The 17,524-nt window shown below is 74.3% G+C and carries 15 protein-coding genes and 1 pseudogene; 8 read left to right on the top strand and 8 right to left on the bottom strand.

Annotation, left to right across the window (positions count from 1 at the left end; all coding sequences use genetic code 11):
• Positions 1–36: 36 nt before the first annotated feature.
• Entirely contained in the window at positions 37–1,209 is a 1,173-nt protein-coding gene (locus ACHZ99_RS12125; protein ID WP_420304474.1) for an epoxide hydrolase family protein, read from the top strand.
• A gap of 113 nt (positions 1,210–1,322) precedes the next feature.
• On the opposite strand, the gene ACHZ99_RS12120 is transcribed toward ACHZ99_RS12125, so the two are convergent.
• Together ACHZ99_RS12120 and ACHZ99_RS12115 are read right to left on the bottom strand one after the other, a co-directional pair.
• Positions 1,323–1,730, bottom strand: a complete 408-nt coding sequence (locus tag ACHZ99_RS12120) for an ATPase (RefSeq protein WP_420304473.1) — start codon at positions 1,728–1,730, stop codon at positions 1,323–1,325.
• Positions 1,724–2,302 carry an ATP-binding protein gene (locus ACHZ99_RS12115; RefSeq protein ID WP_420304472.1) on the bottom strand — a complete coding sequence of 193 codons (579 nt, stop codon included), beginning with the start codon at positions 2,300–2,302 and terminating at the stop codon, positions 1,724–1,726. Before ACHZ99_RS12115 ends, ACHZ99_RS12120 begins: the two co-directional genes overlap by 7 nt.
• A 208-nt stretch (positions 2,303–2,510) precedes the next feature.
• On the opposite strand from ACHZ99_RS12115, the gene ACHZ99_RS12110 reads away from it, so the two are divergent.
• The 4 genes from ACHZ99_RS12110 (at position 2,511) to ACHZ99_RS12095 (ending at position 6,876) form a co-directional block, all read left to right on the top strand.
• Positions 2,511–3,320 carry a helix-turn-helix domain-containing protein gene (locus ACHZ99_RS12110; protein ID WP_420304471.1) on the top strand — a complete coding sequence of 270 codons (810 nt, stop codon included), beginning with the start codon at positions 2,511–2,513 and terminating at the stop codon, positions 3,318–3,320.
• Positions 3,313–3,534: a DUF397 domain-containing protein gene (locus ACHZ99_RS12105; RefSeq protein WP_420304470.1), complete on the top strand. Its 222-nt coding sequence runs from the start codon at positions 3,313–3,315 to the stop codon at positions 3,532–3,534. Before ACHZ99_RS12110 ends, ACHZ99_RS12105 begins: the two co-directional genes overlap by 8 nt.
• Before the next feature lie 431 nt (positions 3,535–3,965).
• Positions 3,966–6,083, top strand: coding sequence for a tetratricopeptide repeat protein (locus tag ACHZ99_RS12100; RefSeq protein WP_420304469.1), 2,118 nt, complete (start codon positions 3,966–3,968; stop codon positions 6,081–6,083).
• A gap of 193 nt (positions 6,084–6,276) precedes the next feature.
• Complete coding sequence (locus ACHZ99_RS12095) at positions 6,277–6,876, top strand: hypothetical protein (protein WP_420304468.1); 600 nt, start codon at positions 6,277–6,279, stop codon at positions 6,874–6,876.
• Positions 6,877–7,008: 132 nt separating this feature from the next.
• Here the strand turns inward: ACHZ99_RS12095 and ACHZ99_RS12090 are convergent, their stop codons facing one another.
• Both ACHZ99_RS12090 and ACHZ99_RS12085 read right to left on the bottom strand, forming a co-directional pair.
• Positions 7,009–8,211 (bottom strand): epoxide hydrolase family protein, encoded by a 1,203-nt coding sequence (locus ACHZ99_RS12090; protein WP_420304467.1) that lies wholly within the window; start codon positions 8,209–8,211, stop codon positions 7,009–7,011.
• 72 nt (positions 8,212–8,283) lie between these two features.
• The gene (locus ACHZ99_RS12085; RefSeq protein WP_420304466.1) at positions 8,284–8,781 is read right to left on the bottom strand and encodes a CGNR zinc finger domain-containing protein; all 498 of its coding nucleotides are present in this window, start codon (positions 8,779–8,781) and stop codon (positions 8,284–8,286) included.
• Positions 8,782–8,862: 81 nt separating this feature from the next.
• Between ACHZ99_RS12085 and ACHZ99_RS12080 the strand changes: the two genes are divergently transcribed.
• Positions 8,863–9,741 (top strand): alpha/beta fold hydrolase, encoded by an 879-nt coding sequence (locus ACHZ99_RS12080; protein ID WP_420304465.1) that lies wholly within the window; start codon positions 8,863–8,865, stop codon positions 9,739–9,741.
• A 79-nt stretch (positions 9,742–9,820) separates the two neighbouring features.
• Here the strand turns inward: ACHZ99_RS12080 and ACHZ99_RS12075 are convergent, their stop codons facing one another.
• A complete protein-coding gene (locus ACHZ99_RS12075) occupies positions 9,821–12,547 on the bottom strand; it encodes an ATP-binding protein (RefSeq protein WP_420304464.1) in 2,727 nt (908 codons plus the stop codon).
• Positions 12,548–12,635: 88 nt separating this feature from the next.
• Between ACHZ99_RS12075 and ACHZ99_RS12070 the strand changes: the two genes are divergently transcribed.
• Entirely contained in the window at positions 12,636–13,769 is a 1,134-nt protein-coding gene (locus ACHZ99_RS12070) for an alkene reductase (protein WP_420304463.1), read from the top strand.
• 86 nt (positions 13,770–13,855) lie between these two features.
• On the top strand, positions 13,856–14,773 hold the full coding sequence (locus tag ACHZ99_RS12065) for a phosphoribosylaminoimidazolesuccinocarboxamide synthase (RefSeq protein WP_420304462.1): 918 nt from the start codon (positions 13,856–13,858) through the stop codon (positions 14,771–14,773).
• Positions 14,774–14,918: 145 nt separating this feature from the next.
• Here ACHZ99_RS12065 and ACHZ99_RS12060 read toward each other — a convergent pair.
• From ACHZ99_RS12060 to ACHZ99_RS12050, 3 genes and pseudogenes are all read right to left on the bottom strand, one after another.
• Positions 14,919–15,548: pseudogene (locus ACHZ99_RS12060) on the bottom strand (TetR family transcriptional regulator); the annotation flags it as partial.
• Positions 15,545–16,351 (bottom strand): sugar phosphate isomerase/epimerase family protein, encoded by an 807-nt coding sequence (locus ACHZ99_RS12055; RefSeq protein ID WP_420304697.1) that lies wholly within the window; start codon positions 16,349–16,351, stop codon positions 15,545–15,547. The gene ACHZ99_RS12055 and the pseudogene ACHZ99_RS12060, both read right to left, overlap by 4 nt.
• A 206-nt stretch (positions 16,352–16,557) precedes the next feature.
• The gene (locus ACHZ99_RS12050; protein ID WP_420304461.1) at positions 16,558–17,484 is read right to left on the bottom strand and encodes a Ppx/GppA family phosphatase; all 927 of its coding nucleotides are present in this window, start codon (positions 17,482–17,484) and stop codon (positions 16,558–16,560) included.
• Positions 17,485–17,524: the final 40 nt, after the last annotated feature.

Below are 17,524 nucleotides of genomic sequence, written 5' to 3'. Positions count from 1 at the left end.
CGTCATAGGTGGTTCACGAGTGGTCAGGAGGCCCCCATGTCCCGTCCGAGCAGCGACGTGCGCGCGTTCGAAGCCCGCGCCGCCGACGCCGACCTCGACGACCTGCGCGCCCGGCTGGCCGCCGCCCGGCTGCCGGAGGCCGAGACCGTCCGCGGCGCCCCGCCCGGCCCCGGCCGGTGGGCGCAGGGCGTGCCCCTCGCCGACCTCGCCGACGTCGTCGAGTACTGGCGCACCGGCTACGACTGGCGGCCCTTCGAAGCGCGCCTCAACACCATCGGCCAGTTCCGTACGGACATCGACGGCCTGGGAATCCACTTCCTGCACCGCCGCTCGGCGCGCGCGGACGCCACGCCGCTGATCATGACGCACGGCTGGCCGGACAGCGTCGTCCGGTTCATCGATGTGGTGGAGGAGCTGGCCGATCCCAAGGACGCGGACGCCCCGGCGTTCCACGTTGTGGTCCCGTCGCTGCCCGGCTTCGGCTACAGCGACAAGCCGGCCGTCACCGGCTGGGGGACCGAGAAGATCGCCGCCGCCTGGGTCGAGCTGATGGGCAGGCTCGGCTACGGCACGTTCCTCGCCCACGGCGGCGACTGGGGCGGCAACATCACCTCGGTCCTCGCCGGCAGGTTCCCGGCGCACGTCCTCGGCGTCCACTCCACGTTCGCGGAGGCGCCCCCCGGGCTGACCACGGACGGGCTGACGGAGACCGAGCGCCGGTGGGCCGAGGGAACCCGCGACTTCTGGCGCCGCCGCGGGGCGTACGCGAAGCTGATGGCGACCGGCCCGCAGACCATCGGCTACGCGCTCACCGACTCCCCGGTCGGCCTCCTCGCCTGGCTCCTCGACAAGTTCGCCGAGTGGTCGGACACCGACGACAGCCCGTTCGAGCGGATCTCCCGGGACAGGATCCTCGACGACGTCACCCTCTACTGGCTGACGCGGAGCGGCGCGTCGTCGTCCCGTATCTACTACGAGAGCCACAACTCCGTCGACCCCGAACTCCGGGTCGACGTCCCCTCGGCGATCACCATGTATCCGTACGACGTCGAGAAGGCCCCGCGCCCCTGGGCGCAGGAGCGGTACCGGCGGATCGTCCGGTGGGGGGAGCCCGAAAGCGGCGGGCACTTCCCGTCGCTGGAGGTCCCGGAGTACTTCGTGAACGACCTGCGGGAGGGCCTCGCGGCGGTGCTGGCCGCGCGGGGGTGAGGGCGCGGAACGCGACCAGCCGCGCGCTGCCTTCCGCGCGTTGCCGGACGCCCGCCGCCCGCCGGGCCCGCGAGCCGCTGGAACGCGCCGTCCGCCCGGCCTGGGGGGCACGTCTACGACCCCTGCCCCCGTCCCTGTCGGCCACCGGGCCCACGGTGTTCCACGGCGACGCGGACGAGGCGGCTGTCCGTACGCCGCCGCACCGCCGCCGCGACACCCGCGGCCAGCCGCCCGTCGGCACACCCCACCGCCACCGCCACGGCGACAGGCGCGTCGCCCGCCGCGGCCCCGCACCCGCTGCGGAAGGCGGCCAGCACGGGGATGACGCCCTCGACCAGCTCGGGCAGCCCGTCCGTCTCCGCGACGAGGCTTTCCGGGTCGGTGAAGTCGCAGGGCGCGGAGGAGTCGCCGAAGTGGGCGCGCAGGTCGAGGACGATGTGCGCGTCGGGGACGGGCCGCCCGTGCGCGTAGCCGAAGCTCACGAGCCGCACGGCGACGGGCCGTTCGACCGTGATCACCACGGACCCTCCCCGCGGCGGGAGCGGATCGCGGGGACGGCCAACTGCGCCCACACGCTGGTCCCGGCGAGCCGCCGAGCCGCACCCCACCGGTCCGCGAGCGCCGCGACCACGGCCAGCCCGCGCCCGGACACGGCCTCGTCGTCACCGGAACCGTCGCCACCGGAGCCGTCGCCACCGGAGCCGTCGCCACCGGGGGCATCCCGTCGATCGGCCCAGCCCGCCGGGGACGGCCCCTGATCGACCACCTGGACCGTCAGCCGCCGCAGCTCCCGGCCGGTGAGCTGCACGCCCACGACGATCTGGGAACTGTCGGTGTGCAGCAGCGCGTTGGTCGTCAGCTCGCCGACGACCACCAGGGTGTCGTACGTCCGCCCGGCCGGGACCTGCCAGGCGGCCAGCCAGGCCCGGATGATCTCCCGAGCACACCGGGGCGTTGCCGTGGAGGCGCCGGGCAGCACGACGGAGGCCCGTCGAAGGCCGCTTGGGGCAGCCGCGCGTACCGCGAGAAGGCCGTGACCGGTGCGGGCGCCGGCGACGGCACCGGCGATGGCCGCGTCTCGCTGGCGGGTCATGAGCGCACCCGCTCCCGGCAGGCGCGCCGCCGACCGGTGTTGCGTACATGCACGGCGAATCGCAGGCGTTCCCTGCACCGGCCTTCCTCACCCATGAATTCGCTCTTTCTGTCGAATCATTGCTTTCCGTGCAAAAAGCGTGACCGGGTGCCACTACGTTGCACCAGGGGTGTTCGGCTGACGGCTCGTCATTCAAGTGGGAGGTGCCATGGAGACGTACAAGACCCCGCGGCAGAAGTACGGCGAGGAGCTGAGGCTCCGGCGGCTGGCGAAGGGCATGACGCAGGAGGCGCTGGCCGAGGTGGTGGTGTGCTCTCCCACGCTGATCAGCCACTTCGAGGCGGGGCGGCGGCTGCCGAGGATGGAGGACGCCCAGCGGATCGACAAGGCGCTGGGCACGGATGGATTCTTCGCCCGCTGGCTGGTGAACCTGGAGGGGCGATACCCCGATCACTTTGCGGAGGCCGCGGAGCTGGAGCGACTGGCTACCGAAATCCGCGAGTTCGCGGTCTCCGCGGTACCCGGTCTGCTCCAGACCCCGGACTACGCCCGCGCGGTCTTCAAGGCCGTCCGACCCAACCACACTGTGGAACAGCTTGACCGTCGGGTTGTCAACCGGCTTGAACGGGCTCGGATTCTCGACGATCCCGAGTCTCCTGCCGTATGGACGATGCTCGACGAAGGGGTCATCCGGCGTGTGGTCGGAGGCCGCGAGGTCATGGCAGCGCAGGTGGAACACATCGCGAACCTTGCTGACGCCGGGCGCATCCGGTTACACGTGATCCCGTTCTCTGCCGGGGCGCACTCGCTGATGGAAGGCATGATGAGCCTTATGTCGTTCGACGCCATGGCACCGGTGGCCTACATTGAGGGCGTGATCACGGGGCAGTTGCTCGACGACCCGGCGCGTGTGGCTACGTGCAACACGTACTACGGTCTCGCACTGGGGGACGCACTGCCTCACCGTGCGTCCATCACTCTCCTAGAGGCGGCAGCAGAGGAGTTCCGGAATGCGTGACAACGTCATCGCCGTGGCGTCGACCCTGTCGTCATGGCGTAAGTCGAGCTACAGCGGGGGCAGCGGCGGCAGCTGCGTGGAGGTCGCTGACGGCCAGCCCGCCGTCCCCGTTCGCGACTCCAAGGACCCCCATGGCCCGGCCCTCGTGTTCACCGGCGAGGCTTGGCGGTCCTTCGTGGCGGCGGTCAAGGCGGACGAGTTCCCCGCAGTCTGACCTGACGCCCCGTTCCCGAACACGGCCCCGGAACCTGCGGCATCACGCTACCGGCCGGGGCCAGCGGGTGGTGCTGTCACGGCTACGTACCGAAGCCCTCAGTCGTGCTTGCTGATCTACGGCGGAGCGGCATTCTCGGCGTACGGGAGAGGCCAGGCGTGGAGAGGGCTGCGGGCGTGGCGAGGCATGTGGGGCGGGGCCGGTGGCGGTGGATGCCTGCCCGGCTGGTGTGGGCGCCGTTATGCGGCGTGGTGGCGGGTGGGATTGCGTGGGCGGTCGCACGGGTCGGGTTGGAGACGGCGGATCAGCTCTCCAGCGTGATCGGCGGGGCCGCCGGCCTGGTCGGTCTCGCCGTCTCGCTGTTTGCGCTGCGCTCTCCCGCCCCCGCTGTTCCCCCTGCCGCGGGCGACGGTGGGGTGGGCGGGCGTTGGATGCGGGAGGCCGCCACTCACGCCTCGTACCGCGCCCACGCCGTCCCGTCGCCCGTCCGTGGCCGTGACAGTCAGCTCGCCGATATCGAGCAGGTGGCGGCGGGTCGGGAGGGCGGGTTGGTCGTGGTCTGCGGGACGGGTGGGCTGGGCAAGACCACCCTGGCCGCCCAGGCCGCCCGGCAGGCCCAGGCGCGGGGGCGGGCGGTGTTCTGGGTGCGGTGGCAGGACGACGCCGCCCGCCTCGCCCACGACCTCACCCGCGTCGTCAAGGAACTGGGCCTTGCCGAGACCCGCCTTCACGACGCCCACAGCGGCCAAGCCGCGCTCGTGGACGTGGTGTGGGAGCACCTGGCGGCGGTACGGGGGTGGATGATCGTCATCGACAACGTCGACACCCCCCGCAACCTCGGCCCCGGCAGCGAGCCGCCCGGCTCCTACCGCGGGTGGGTGCGCCCTGACGGGGCCGGGCTCCTGCTGGTCACCACCCGCGACGGCGCACGCGACACCTGGGGGCCAAGAGCCCGCCTGGTTCCCCTCGACCCCCTGGCCGACGACGCCTCGGGGCAGGTGCTGCGGGATGCCGCACCCGGCGCCGGCACCGCGCAGGAGGCCACCGCGCTCGGGCAACGGCTCGGCGGGCTCCCCCTGGCGCTGGAGACCGCAGGCCGCTACCTGGCCAACCCCACCAGCCGCTACCGCACCTTCACCGCCTACCGGAACGCTCTTGCCACCGAGTTCGGTGACCTCGTCGGCGCCGAACACCCCCAGGCCGCCGATCCGGAGGTCGCCCGCACCGTGGTGCGGCACACCTTCGACCTGTCCCTGGCTCAACTCGACACCGACGGCTACACCCTCGCCCGCCCCACCCTGTACCTCCTCGCCCTCCTCGCACCCGCACCCGTCCCCCGCGCGCTTCTGACCCCCGCCCTCCTCACCGACGCCACCGGGCGCACCGTCACCGCGGCCGAACTCGACGCCGCCCTCGCCGGGCTCCACCAGTACGGCCTGATCACCACCCCGGACGGCGACGGCGGGCAGGCCCTCGCGGTGGGGCAGGTCGTGCTGCACCCCGTGGTCCACGACGTCATCGCCCTCACCCCGCCCCCCGGGATCGACCGCACCACCTGCCACGCCGCCCTCGACGCCCACCTCACCCAAACCGTCCACGACACCACCGGCGCGGGCCGCGCCGGCTGGCCCACCGCCCGCCTCCTCGCCCCACACCTCCCACCCCTCCTCCACCGCACATCCAGCGCCGACTTCACCACCCCCCGCAACCTGCTCGACAGCCTCGCCGGCACCCTCCACGACGCGGGTGCCGCAACTGAGGAACACCTCCTGCGCCAGTGCGTCCTGGACACCGCAACCCACCACCTCGGCCTGGACCACCCCCACACCCTCAACAGCCGCAACAACCTCGCCAACGCCCTGAACGACCTCGGCCGTCACCAGGAGGCCACCGACCTCCACCGGCAGACCCTCACCGACCGCGAACGCGTCCTGGGCCCGGACCACCCCGTCACTCTCGGCAGCCGCAACAACCTCGCCACCGCCCTGCGCGCGCTCGGCCGTCATCAGGAGGCCGCTGACCTCCAGCGGCAAACCCTCACCGACCGCGAACGCATCCTCGGCCCCAACCACCCCGACACCCTCGCCAGCCGCAACAACCTCGCCAACGCTCTGGACTCGCTCGGGCGTCATCAGGAGGCCGCTGACCTCCAGCGGCAAACCCTCACCGACCGCGAACGCATCCTCGGCCCCAACCACCCCGACACTCTCGGCAGCCGCAACAACCTCGCCAACGCCCTGGACTCGCTCGGGCGTCATCAGGAGGCCGCTGACCTCCAGCGGCAAACCCTCACCGACCGCGAACGCACCCTGGGCCCCAACCACCCCGACACCCTCGCCAGCCGCAACAACCTCGCCAACGCCCTGCGCGCGCTCGGCCGTCATCAGGAGGCCGCCGACCTCCACCGGCAAACCCTCACCGACCGCGAACGCATCCTCGGCCCGGACCACCCCCACACCCTCAACAGCCGCGACAACCTGGCGGAAGTACGGGCCGCAGCCGCGCGTACCCAACGGCGTCGATGGCCGTGGCGACGCACCCGTCCCTGACCGGACCGCAGGGCCGCCACTTCGGCACCGTTCTCGCCGACGTCCAGACCCGCTCCGGCCGCGGGCTCGGCCGGTTCTCCTTGGCCGCGCGGCCACCGAGGTGCGTCCGCATGCCCTGATCGCCGACAACGGGAGGAACTCGATGAGGCAGGCGGGAGGGCCACGGTACGGTTGACCGGACGGGAGGCCAGGCATGACGCTCATCAAGACCTACCGCCGTGACGACGATGGCGTCCTTCACTACCTCGAAGCGTGGACTGACCGCGGCTCGTTCGTGACGCACCGCGGGAAGGTCGGGACGAAGGGCTCGAACGTGCGGCGCGCGATCCGCGATCGCACCTTTGCTGTCAGCCCGACGCTGAAGGAGCACATCGCCGCGTTCCACGAACGCGCAGCCAGCGAGGGCTACCGCGAGGTGCCGATGGAGGAGCACGCCTGGGTCGTCCTCCAGGTCTGGACGCATACGGCCGATCTTTCGCATCCCGACGACGAGCGCGTGCACGCCGAGGCGATGGATGCGCTCGACGAGCACCTCGGCTGGCAGGGGGTCGGCCACTGTGACGGCAACGACCTCGGCGGCAAGCCGCCCGAGGGCTCCGGCGCCGACGGCACCGTGCTCAATCTCTTCTGCCGTGTGATCGACGCGCGGCTTGGCGTCGCCGCTGTCCGCCGCGTCGCGCGACAGCTCAAGCTCACCCAGCGCTACGTCATCGGCGTGCGCGACCCGGGCGAGGACACCGAGTACGGGCTTGCCTACTCGCCGCGGAAACGCGACAAGGTCTTCCAACTCTAGGGTGTCTGGACCGAGTCGGTCTGGATCCGGATCAGCGAGGCGGCGAGGGCGGGTTCGGCGCCCGTGAGCCCGGGCGGGTTTGAGGCCGCCCGGCCGGAGACCGCCGGGCCGCCGCGCCGAGAGCTGATGTCGTCAGCCGGAGGCGGGCGCGCCGTCCCGCAGCCCGCGGAAGAACGCCCGGATGTCGCCGACGAGCAGATCCGGCTCCTCCATCGCGGCGAAGTGACCGCCCCGGTCGAACTCCGTCCACCGGACGATGTTCTCGGTACGTTCCGCGAGGTGCCGCAGGACGACGAAGTTCTCCCGCGGGAAGGCGGCGAACGCGGTCGGGACGGTGGAGCGCTCCGCCGGCCGGCTGCCGCGGGCGGCGTGGGCGCGCTCGTAGTAGAGGCGCGCGGCGGAGCCGGCGGTGCCGGTCAGCCAGTAGAGCATGACGTTGGTGAGGAGGTGGTCGCGGTCGACGGCGTCCTCGGGCCGGTCGGCGGAGTCCGTCCACTCCTTGAATTTCTCGGCGATCCAGGCGAGCTGGCCCACCGGTGAGTCGGTGAGCGCGTAGGCGAGGGTCTGCGGGCGGGTGGACTGGACGTCGGCGTAGCCCTGCTGCTCGCGGCTCCACTCCTGCCAGCGTGCCCAGGAGGCCAGGGTGCGGGTACGTTCCGCGGGGCCGAGGGCGGCCAGCTCCGCCTGGGTCGGCTCGGCGGTGGCCCCGGCGCCGGGGATGAGGTTCAGGTGCACGCCGATCACGTCGGCGGGCCGGAGCCGCCCCAGCTCCCGCGACACGGCCGCCCCCCAGTCGCCCCCCTGCGCCCCGTACCGCCGGTATCCCAGCCGCCGCATCAGCTCCGCGAACGCGGCCGCGACCCGCCGGTGGTCCCAGCCCGGCTCGCGCGTGGGCCCGGAGAACCCGAACCCGGGGATGCTCGGCAGCACCAGGTGGAAGGCGTCCGCGGGGTCGGCGCCGTGGGCCCGGGGGTCGGTGAGCGGCCCGGCGATCCGCTCGAACTCGACGACGGATCCGGGCCAGCCGTGCGTGATGATCAGCGGCGTGGCGTCCGGCTCGGGCGAGCGGATGTGCGCGAAGTGCAGGTCCGCGCCGTCGACGGCGGTCATGAACTGCGGCCACCGGTTCAGCCGCGCCTCGGCCGCCCGCCAGTCGTACTCGTGCCGCCAGTAGTGCGCCAGCTCCCGCAGGTAGTCCCGCGGTACGCCGTAGGCCCAGCCGACCCCGGGCAGCTCGTCGGGCCAGCGGGTGCGGTCGAGGCGGTGGTGCAGGTCGTCCAGGTCGCTGTCCGGGACGGCGATCCGGAAGGGCCGGAGGGCGGGGTCCGTGGTCATGGCGCGCGAGCCTACGGTCTTGCGGCCCGGACCCGGCGCCCGGGCCCGGCCCCCGGGCCGAACGCGCCGCCGTTATCCGCGGTGCCGCCGGCGCGCATGCGCGCGCGCCTTCATCCGGTTGCCGCAGGTCGCCATGGAGCACCACCGGGCGGTTCCCGGGCGGCTGTGGTCGATGAGGAACAGGTTGCACTCCTCGTTGGCGCAGGCCCGCAGCCGTCCCGGCAGCTCCGCGGTGACGCGCGACCAGGCGAGGACGACCCGGACGGCCAGCTCCTCCTCGGGCTCCGCCTCCAGCTGCCACGACACGCCCGCCGGCGAGACGGCCGGGCGGAGCCGGGCCCGGTCGAGCACGGCGGCCAGCTCGCCGACGTCGGAGGACGTCCGCCGGATGAGGCGGTGGAGCGTGTCCCGTACGAGGCGCAGCCGGGCGCGCTCCGCCGCCGTGCCGCGGCCTCCCAGGGCCCGGGTCCGGTCCGCGGCGCCCTCTCCGGTGAGCGCGTCCGTGGGGCGCCCGTCGATGACCTCGGCGCTGTTGAGCACGGTGAGCAGCAGATCCTCGTCCTCGACCACGGCTCACTCTCCTTGACGCGTCAACGGGAATCCGTCACACTCAGCGTAACCTAACCAGTTAAAGTAATTTAAGGAGTTAGCGTGACCGCTGTGCACCACCGGACCGTGGACGTCGACGGCCTGACCGTCTTCTACCGGGAGGCGGGCCCGGCGGACGCCCCCGTCCTCCTCCTGCTGCACGGCTACCCGACCAGCTCGCACATGTTCCGCCGCCTGATCCCGGCGCTGGCCGGCCCGTACCGGGTGATCGCCCCCGACCACATCGGCTTCGGCCGCTCGTCCGCGCCCCCGGTGACCGACTTCACGTACACCTTCGACGCCCTCACCGCCGTCACCCGCGGCTTCCTCGCCACCCTCGGCGTCGACCGCTACGCGATGTACGTCATGGACTACGGCGCCCCCGTCGGCTGGCGGCTCGCGCTGGCCGACCCGGAGGCCGTCACCGGCGTCATCTCGCAGAACGGCAACGCCTACGAGGACGGCTTCGTACCGGACTTCTGGGCGCCCGTATGGGCCTACGGGGCGGACCCCGGCCCGGAGAACGAGGCCCGGCTGCGGCCCGCGCTGGGCCGGGAGGCCGTCGAGTGGCAGTACACCCACGGCGTCCCCGACCCCGGCCTGATCGACCCCGACGCCTGGGAGCACGACCTCGCGCTCCTTGCCCGCCCCGGCAACGACCGCGCCCAGCTCGCGCTGTTCGCCGACTACGTCACCAACCGCGAGCTGTACCCGGCGGTGCACGACTGGCTCCGGTCGAGCCGCGTCCCCGTCCTGGCGATCTGGGGCCAGGGCGACGAGATCTTCGCGCCGGCCGGCGCGGAGGCGTTCCGGCGCGACGCCCCGGACGCGGAGGTCGTCCTGCTCGACGGCGGCCACTTCCTCCTGGAGAGCCACCTCGACGAGGTGGCCGCGGCGATCCGCGGATTCCTCCCCCGCACCGTGGCCGCACCGGCGGCGTAGGCGGCGGCCCGCCGGGGGCGGGGCCGGGCGCGTGGCCGAACCTCGGGAGCCGTACGCCCGTGCGCGGGCCCGTCGAGGGCTACCCGGCCCCCGCCAGGGCCGCGGGGAGTTCGCGGCGGGAGGTGACGCCCAGCTTCGGGTACGCCTTGTACAGGTGGTACTCCACGGTGCGGGGCGACAGGAACAGCCGGGCCGCGATCTCGCGGCTGCTCGTGCCCTCCGCCGCCAGGCGGACGACCTGGAGTTCCTGCGGGGTCAGGCGGTCCGCCGGGTCCGGGGCGGTGGCGCGGGCGGTGGCCTGGACGTCGCCCGCCGCGCGGAGTTCGGCGCGGGTGCGGTCGGACCAGGGGGCGGCGGGGAGGGCGTCGAAGAGCCGCAGCGCGGTGTGCAGGTGCGTACGGGCTTCGGTGCGGCGGCGTTCGCGGCGCAGGTGCTCGCCGAACAGCAGCTCGGTGCGGGCCTGTTCGAAGGGGCGGCCGGCGGGTTCGGCGTGCAGGCGTACGGCCTCCTCGTACGCGGCCGTCGCCGCCGCCGGCGACGGCGCCCGCAGCGCCTCGTTGCGCAGGGCCACCGCGCGCGCCCAAGGCTGCCCGCTCGCCGCCGCCCACGCCGCGAAGCGGCGGGCGGGGGCCTCGGCGCGCGCGGGGTCGCCGAGGCGGACCGCGGCCTCGACCTCGTCGGCCGTCGCGAACAGCAGCGCCGCGCTGTAGCGGGCGGCGCCCGCGCGGGCCTCCGCGAGCCGGGTGAGCACGTCCTCGTGGCGGCCGAGGCCGAGGTCGAGGAGGGCGAGGGCGGTGACGCCGTAGTTGCCGCCGGCGTTCATGCCGGGGGTGACGAGGTCGCGTACGCGCTGCTCGTCGCCCGCGATCGCGGGGACGCGCGCCAGCAGGTTGTGGAGCCGCCAGATGCGCCTGGTCAGCCCGGTGTCGCGGGCGATGGCGGCGGCTTCGGCCACCGTCCGCTCCGCCTCGCGGTGGTCGCCGGCGTAGAGCTGCTGGCGGGCCAGGATGTGCAGCAGGTACGGGAGCCTGCCGATGATGCCGTCGCCGCGGGCGTGGTCGATCTCCTCGGTGATCAGGGGCAGTTGCACGCTGTCGGGGAGGAGGGAGGCGGAGGAGATCGCCTGGAGCCGGGGCGGGCCGCCGACGGGGGCCGCGTCGAGCAGGTCGGAGACGGGCGGCAGCCCGCGGGCGAAGTCGTCCGCCGCCATGTGCGCCAGCCCGCGCACGGCGCGGTCCGCCCGCCGGGCGTCCTCTTCGTCCCCGTCCCCGTCCCCGTCGCCGGCGTCCCCGTCCCCGTACGCCTCCAGCAGGTCCGCCGCCCGGTGCAGCGCCGCGAGGTCCCCGCCGAACCACGCGTACGTCGCCGCCGTGCGCAGCATGTCCCGCCCGTGCTCGCGCGCGTCCCGCGCGTGGTCGATGAGGAGCGCGGCGGCCTCGGCGGCGGCGTCCTCCTCGAAGAGCCAGAACGAGCGCACGTACGCCAGCTCCGCCCGCCGGTCCGGGGCCTGCGTCTCCTTGTACGCCTCCTCCGCCAGCTGCGCCGCCCGCTCCGCGTGCCCCGCCTGCTGCGCGGCCCACGCCCCCGCCGTCAGCCGCCGCACGCGCGCCTCCGGGGCCGGGGTGAGGCGGGCGGCCTCGGCGTAGGCGTCGGCGGCTGCGGCGGGGCCGCCGCGGGCCAGCGCCCGCTCGGCGTACGCCGCCAGCCCCGCGGCGACCTCCTCGTCGGGCCCCGTCGCGGCCGACGCCAGGTGCCGGGCGCGGCAGTCGGCGTCGCCGGAGGTGTCGGCCAGCGCCTCGTGCACGGCGACGCGGCGGGCGAGCGGGGCGGCGGTGTACGCGGCGGTACGGATCAGGGGGTGGCCGAACTCGACGTGCTCCCCGACGACGGCGACCAGGCCCTCCTGCTCGGCCGCCGCCAGGTCGGCGAGCCCGACGCCCAGCCGCTCGGCGGCGGCCGTCATGTACCGCAGGGTGCTGCGGGAGTCGGCGGCGGCGATCAGGAGCATCAGCCGGGTGCGGTCCGGCAGCTGTAGCACCCGGCCGCGGTAGGCGGCGAGCACCCGGTCGGCGGCGGGCAGCGGCTGCCCGGCCGCCTGCGGGCGGTCGGCGGCGGCCGGCCCGGAGGCGCCGAACTCGCGCAGCGCGAGCGGGTTGCCGAGGGATTCGCGCAGCACCCGGTTCCGTACCGCCGCGGGCACGTCGAGGCCGGCGAGCAGGGCCAGCGCGGCGTCGCGGCCGAGCCGGGGCAGCGTCAGCTGCGGCAGCCCGGCGGCGGGGAAGCCGGGGTCCTCGCCGGGCTGCGTGCCGCGGGCGGCGAAGAGCAGCACGACGCGCTCGACGCCCAGCCGGCGGGCGGCGAACAGCAGCGCGTCGGCGGACGGTTCGTCGATCCACTGCGCGTCGTCCACGACGCACAGCACCGGCGCGTCCTCGGCCGCCTCGGCGAGCAGCGACAGCACCGCGAGCCCGACGAGGAACCGGTTGTGCCCGGCGGCGGCGCCGGTGCCGACCGCGGCGTCCAGCGCGTCGGCCTGCGGCCGCGGCAGCCGGGCGGCGCGGTCGAGCACGGGCCGCAGCAGCTGGTGCACGGCCGCGAACGCGAGCCCCCGCTCGGCCTCCCAGCCGACCGCGCGCAGCACGGTGAAGCCGCGCCGCCGCGCCTCGTCCTCGGCGTGCCCGAGCAGCGACGACTTGCCGATGCCGGCCTCGCCGCGGAGTACGAGACTCCGGCCGCTGCCGTCCGCGGCGGCGGCGATCAGCTCGTCGAGCCGGGCCAGTTCCTTCTCACGGCCGTACAGAGTCATCCGGTCCACACCTACATGACGGGTTACGTAGCCGAATACCGAAGCGCTACGGATCCGGCGGGCATTCCCCGCCTCGTACGTTCGACGCATGACGAACGAACTCTTCGCACCCGTCCGCGTCGGCCGCCTCGACCTCCCGCACCGGCTGGCGATGGCGCCGATGACCCGCTCCCGGGCCACCGCGGACACGGGCCTGGTGTCCGCGCTGACCGCCGAGTACTACGAGCAGCGGGCCGGCGCCGCGCTGATCGTCACCGAGGGCACCCAGCCCAGCGTGCGCGCCCAGGGCTACATCCAGACCCCCGGCATCCACACCGCCGCGCAGGTCGCGGCCTGGCGGCAGGTGACCGACCGGGTGCACGCCGCAGGGGGTACCGCCCATGCCGGAGGCCATGGGGGAGGGCGGATCTTCATGCAGCTGCTCCACAGCGGGCGCGTCGGCCACCCGTACCTCTACCCGGACGGCGGGCTGCCCGAGGCGCCGTCGGCGGTCGCCTCCGGCGAGTCGCTGTTCACCGTCGACCGGGGGATGCTGCCGCATCCGGTGCCGCGCGAGCTGACCGCCGCCGACATCGGCGAGATCGTCCGGGACTTCGCGGCCGGCGCGCGCAACGCGATCGAGGCGGGCTTCGACGGCGTCGAGCTGCACGGCGCCAACGGCTACCTCATCCACCAGTTCCTCTCGGCCAACTCCAACCTCCGCACCGACGCGTACGGCGGCCCGGCGGAGAACCGCATACGCTTCGCCGTCGAGGCCGTACGGGCGGTCACCGAGGCGATCGGCGCGGACCGCACCGCGCTGCGCATCTCGCCCGGCAACGACGCCAACGGCGTCGCCGAGACCGACACCGCCGAGCTGTACGCGGCGCTGCTCGCGGCGCTCGCCCCGTATCCGCTGGCCTACCTGCACACCCTGGAGGCCCACCCGGGGCTGCGCCCCGTGACCGAGCAGGTACGCCGCGACTGGGCCGGTCCGCTGGTGCTGAACTCCGCGCACCACGGCGGCGGCGACCCGGTCGCGGACGCGGAGCGGCTCATCGCCGCGGGCACCGCCGACGTGGTGGCCCTCGGCGAGCGCTGGCTGGCCAACCCGGACCTGCTCGACCGGGCCCGGGCCGGCGGCCCGTACAACGAGGCCGACCCGGCCACGTACTACGGCGGCGACCACCGCGGGTACACCGACTACCCGGCGCTCGCGCCGCTGGCGCCCACGGCGGGCTGACCGCCTGACCGCCTGGTCGGCGGGCCGGCGCGGCGATGCGAGACAATTCGAGTGTCGCGTCGGCAAGCCCCCCGGAGGGATCATCCGTGACCGGATTCGTGGAGAAGCCCCAGCCCGTCCAGGTGCCCGGCCTGGTGCACCTGCACACCGGGAAGGTCCGCGACCTGTACGAGGACTCCGCCGGCCGGCTGGTGATGGTCGCCAGCGACCGGATCTCCGCGTACGACTGGGTGCTCCCCACCGAGATCCCCGACAAGGGCCGCATCCTGACCCGGCTGTCGCTGTGGTGGTTCGACCGGATCGCCGGCATCGTGCCGCACCACGTGCTCTCCGCCGACCCGCCCGAGGGCGCCCCCGCCGACTGGGCGGGGCGCGTCCTCGTCTGCCGCCCGCTGCGGATGGTGCCGGTGGAGTGCGTGGCGCGCGGCTACCTGACGGGCTCGGGGCTCGCGGAGTACGACGCCTCCGGCGCCGTCTGCGGCGTCGACCTGCCGCCGGGGCTGACCGACGCCTCCGCCCTGCCCGCGCCGGTCTTCACGCCGGCGACGAAGGCGGAGGTGGGGGAGCACGACGAGAACGTCACGTACGAGGACGTGGTCCGCCGCGTCGGCCCGGTCGTCGCGGCGGAGCTGCGCCGGGTGACGCTGGAGGTGTACGGGCGCGGGCGGGACATCGCCCGCGAGCGGGGGCTGATCCTGGCGGACACGAAGTTCGAGTTCGGCTACACCGGCGACGCGGTCGGCGACGGCGAGCTGGTCCTCGGCGACGAGGTGCTGACCCCGGACTCGTCCCGCTTCTGGGCCATCGACGACTGGCTGCCGGGACGGCCGCAGCCGTCCTTCGACAAGCAGTACGTGCGCGACTGGCTCAGCTCCGCGGAGTCCGGCTGGGACCGGCACGGCGAGGCGCCGCCGCCGGAGCTGCCGGCGGGGGTGGTGGAGCGTACCCGCGCGAAGTACGTGGAGGCGTACGAGCGGCTGACGGGGGAGCGCTGGGACTCCTGAGCCGCTACGCCCCCGCGGGCGGCTCCGGCTCCGGCTGTGACTCGGGCCGCGGCTGTGACTCGGGCTGCGGCTGCGACTCCGGCTCCGACCGGGGCTGGGGCTGGGGCTGGGACTCCGGCTCCGGCTGCGGCTGCTCCGGCGGGGCGCCCGTCAGGTGGTACTGCACGATCGGCGCCAGCCGCCGGATCAGGTCCTCCGGCTCCGCCGACGCCATCGGTTCGAGCCTGACGATGTAGCGCAGCATCGCCGTTCCCACCAGCTGCGCCACCGCCAGCTCCGCCCGCATCTCGCCGTCCGGCCGCGGCAGCGACGGCGTGACCCGCCGCAGCAGGTTGCGGGTGACGATGCGGCGGAAGATGGCCGCGGCCGTCTCGTTGCTCACGGCGGAGCGGATGACGGCCAGTAAAGGCTCGCGCGAGAGCTTGTGCTCCCAGACGCCGAAGAAGAAGCGGGTCATGCGCTCGCCCGCGCCGTCCATCGGGCCGGCGACGACGACCTCCGGTATGGCCATGGCGGGCGCGAAGGTGACCTCCAGGGCCGCCTCGAAGACCTGCTCCTTGGTGCCGAAGTAGTGGTGGATCAGCGCCGGGTCGACGCCCGCGGACTTGGCGATGCCGCGGATGGAGGTCTTGTCGTAGCCGTGCTCGGCGAACTCCGTACGGGCCGTCGCCAATATCCGGTCCCGGGTGCCGGGCCCGTCCTCGACGGCGCCGCGCCGGGGCCGGCCGCGGCCCCGTTTCGGAGGGTCGCCGCCGGCGGCTCTCCTCGGCCTCATGACGAGGCGCCCCGCGCGACCGCCGTCGCGAGGTTGAGCCGGGTGAACGCCAGCGACTCCGCGAGGTCCGACTCGCGCTCGGCCGCCGACATCGCCCGCCGGGTGTTGATCTCCACCACGACCTGCCCGCCGAAGCCGCGCGCCGCCAGCCGCTCCAGCATCTCGGCACACGGCTGGTTGCCGCGGCCGGGCACCAGGTGCTCGTCCTTGCCGGAGCCGGAGCCGTCGGCCAGGTGCACGTGGCACAGCCGGTCGCCCATGCGGTCGGCCATCTCCAGCGCGTCGTTGCGGGCGGTGGCGGTGTGGGAGAGGTCGAGGGTGTGGTGGCGGTAGTCCTGGTTGGTGACGTCCCAGTCGGGCGCGTACGCGAGCATCTCCTTCGCGCGGTACCGCCAGGGGTACATGTTCTCCACGGCGAACTGCACGGCGGTCTCGTCGGCCATGCGCCAGATGCCGCGGACGAACTCGCGCGCGTAACCGCGCTGCCAGCGGAACGGCGGGTGCACGACGACGGTCTCGGCGCCCAGCCGCTCCGCGGCCGACCGCGCGCGCTTCAGCTTCTCCCACGGGTCGCGCGACCACACGCGCTGCGTGATCAGCAGGCAGGGCGCGTGGATGGCGAGCACCGGAACGCCGTGGTGGTCGGAGAGCCGGCGCAGCGCCTCGATGTCCTGGCTGACGGGGTCGGTCCAGACCATGACCTCGACGCCGTCGTAGCCGAGGCGGGCGGCGGTCTCGAACGCCGTCGCGGTCGACTCGGGGTAGACGGAGGCGGTGGAGAGGGTGACCCGCGCGTCCGGCACGCGGACGCCGTGGGCGCCAGCGTCGCTGTCGGCGTCGGTGCCGTCGGCCCGCGTCCCGGCTTCCGCCCGGGCCGCGCCGCGGCCTTCCGTTTCGCCGAGTTCGTCAGTTCTGCCGGTTCTGCCGGTTTCGTCGTGCTCGTCGGTCCGGTACCGGGATGCTCCTGCCACGGGGACAGGGTACGCGGACCGGCGCGCTGCCCGCCCCGTCACGGCAACTGGTCCAGCCGCTTCAGGATGACGCCCTCGCGCAGCGCCCACGGGCAGATCTCCACCGTCTCCACCCCGAACAGGTCCATCGCCCCCTCCGCCACCAGCGCCCCCGCGAGCAACTGCCGCGCCCTGCCCTCCGACACCCCCGGCAGCTCCGCCCGCTCCGCCGCCGGCATCGCCGCCAGCCGCGGCACCCACTCCTCCAGCGCCTTCGCCGTCAGCGCCCGGTACGTGTACAGCCCCTCCGCCGAGCGCGCCGCGCCCGAGATCCGCGCCAGCTGCCGGTACGTCTTGGACGTCGCCACCACGTGATCCGGCTCCCCGAGCCGGCTGAACTCGCTGACGACCCGGGCGATCTGCGCGCGCACGAAGCGCCGCAGCGCCCGCACGTCGTCGGGGTCGGGCGGGTCGCCCGGCAGCCAGGCGGTCGTCAGCCGGCCGGCCCCCAGCGGCAGGGAGACGGCCTTGTCCGGGTCCTCGTCGATGCCGTACGCGATCTCCAGCGACCCGCCGCCGATGTCCAGGACCAGCAGCTTCCCCGCCGACCAGCCGAACCAGCGGCGCGCCGCCAGAAACGTCAGCCGGGCCTCCTCCTCGCCGGTGAGCACGGTGAGCTTCACGCCCGTCTCGTCCGCGACCCGGGCGAGCACGGACTCGGCGTTGGCCGCCTCCCGCACCGCGGAGGTGGCGAACGGCAGGACGTCCTCCGCGCCCTTGTCCTCGGACACCTGGAGCGCCTCGTGGACGGTGGCGATCAGCCGCTCGACGCCGTCGTCGCCGATGGCGCCCTCCTCGTCGAGAAGTTCGGCCAGGCGCAGTTCCGCCTTGTGCGAGTACGCGGGCAGCGGGCGGGCACCGGGGTGCGCGTCCACCACGAGCAGGTGCACCGTGTTCGAGCCCACATCCAGAACGCCGAGTCGCATAACGGGAAACGCTAGCGTGTCGCCGCGCGGCCGTACGCTG

Origin of the sequence: Streptomyces sp. MAR4 CNX-425 (genome assembly GCF_048656465.1) — a bacterium.
Classification (GTDB): Bacteria; Actinomycetota; Actinomycetes; order Streptomycetales; family Streptomycetaceae; genus Streptomyces.
This window is presented reverse-complemented; position numbering and strand designations above follow the sequence as displayed.

Bases quoted from the DNA above. Each gene is read 5' to 3' on its own strand.
- ACHZ99_RS12125 (WP_420304474.1), top strand. From the start codon at position 37: ATGTCCCGTCCGAGCAGCGACGTGCGCGCGTTCGAAGCCCGCGCCGCC.
- ACHZ99_RS12115 (WP_420304472.1), bottom strand. From the start codon at position 2,302: ATGACCCGCCAGCGAGACGCGGCCATCGCCGGTGCCGTCGCCGGCGCC.
- ACHZ99_RS12110 (WP_420304471.1), top strand. From the start codon at position 2,511: ATGGAGACGTACAAGACCCCGCGGCAGAAGTACGGCGAGGAGCTGAGG.
- ACHZ99_RS12105 (WP_420304470.1), top strand. From the start codon at position 3,313: ATGCGTGACAACGTCATCGCCGTGGCGTCGACCCTGTCGTCATGGCGT.
- ACHZ99_RS12100 (WP_420304469.1), top strand. From the start codon at position 3,966: ATGCGGGAGGCCGCCACTCACGCCTCGTACCGCGCCCACGCCGTCCCG.
- ACHZ99_RS12095 (WP_420304468.1), top strand. From the start codon at position 6,277: ATGACGCTCATCAAGACCTACCGCCGTGACGACGATGGCGTCCTTCAC.
- ACHZ99_RS12090 (WP_420304467.1), bottom strand. From the start codon at position 8,211: ATGACCACGGACCCCGCCCTCCGGCCCTTCCGGATCGCCGTCCCGGAC.
- ACHZ99_RS12075 (WP_420304464.1), bottom strand. From the start codon at position 12,547: ATGACTCTGTACGGCCGTGAGAAGGAACTGGCCCGGCTCGACGAGCTG.
- ACHZ99_RS12070 (WP_420304463.1), top strand. From the start codon at position 12,636: ATGACGAACGAACTCTTCGCACCCGTCCGCGTCGGCCGCCTCGACCTC.
- ACHZ99_RS12050 (WP_420304461.1), bottom strand. From the start codon at position 17,484: ATGCGACTCGGCGTTCTGGATGTGGGCTCGAACACGGTGCACCTGCTC.